The 782-nt window shown below is 67.4% G+C and carries 1 protein-coding gene; it reads right to left on the minus strand.

Annotated elements, in window-relative coordinates:
- Positions 1-105 precede the first annotated feature (105 nt).
- Positions 106-642, minus strand: coding sequence for a GNAT family N-acetyltransferase (locus AACR77_RS11525; RefSeq protein WP_039039439.1), 537 nt, complete (start codon positions 640-642; stop codon positions 106-108).
- Positions 643-782 lie beyond the last annotated feature (140 nt).

Raw genomic sequence — 782 nt, forward strand, 5'->3', positions numbered from 1 at the left:
CCCTGTGGCGGCGCAGACGCCGCCGCTCGGCGTCCGATGAGGGTGTCTGCGCCATCAAGTAACTCCCGAAAAAAAGCCCCGCAGTGCGGGGCTTGTTGTTGCGGGTCACAGGCTGGCGGGCAGGTCGCTGCGCAAGATGGCGTAGTGGCGCAGGGAGATGAAGCCATCCCCCTTGCGCTCGCACTCCCGCGCCGTTCCCTCGTAGTGAAAACCGGCCCGCTCCAGCAGGCGGGCGGAGGGGTGGTTGGGCTCCTCCACCACCGCCATAAGCCGGTGCAGGTCGGTGGTGCGGTAAGTGAGCGGCAGCCAGAGTTGCAGCGCCGCGCTCATTACCCCCTTGCCCCAGTGTTCGGGATAGAGCCAGTAGCCCAGCTCGGCACACCGGTGAGTCGGGTCGGCATCGTTGTAGCCGATGGCCCCCAGCGGTTCGCCCGTGTGCCGGTCGCGAATGAGGTGCCAGGCGCCACGGCCGGTGCGGGTCAGCTCGGCATACCAATCCATCTGTGCCCGGCATGCCGCCAGGCTGTCGTAGCTGACGCCGTAGTAGGCGACGACCCGGGGATCGGAGAGGCCGCGATAGATGTGAGGCAGGTCGGTGTCGGTGACGGGATCCAGCCTGATGTGGGGTGGTGCTGATGTCATGATGACTCCTTGCGGCCAGCCGTGGCTGGCCGCGTGTGTTGCGTAACAAGAGATGGATGATCCGGGCTGGCGTCAGGCAAACCCGAGCCGCTCGGCAAGGCGCGCCAGCTCGTCACGCCACTGCTGCTGCAGGCGCGGGG

The organism is Aeromonas sp. ZOR0002 (genome assembly GCF_963866995.1).
GTDB lineage: Bacteria > Pseudomonadota > Gammaproteobacteria > Enterobacterales > Aeromonadaceae > Aeromonas > Aeromonas caviae.

Bases quoted from the DNA above. Each gene is read 5' to 3' on its own strand.
- AACR77_RS11525 (WP_039039439.1), bottom strand. From the start codon at position 642: ATGACATCAGCACCACCCCACATCAGGCTGGATCCCGTCACCGACACC.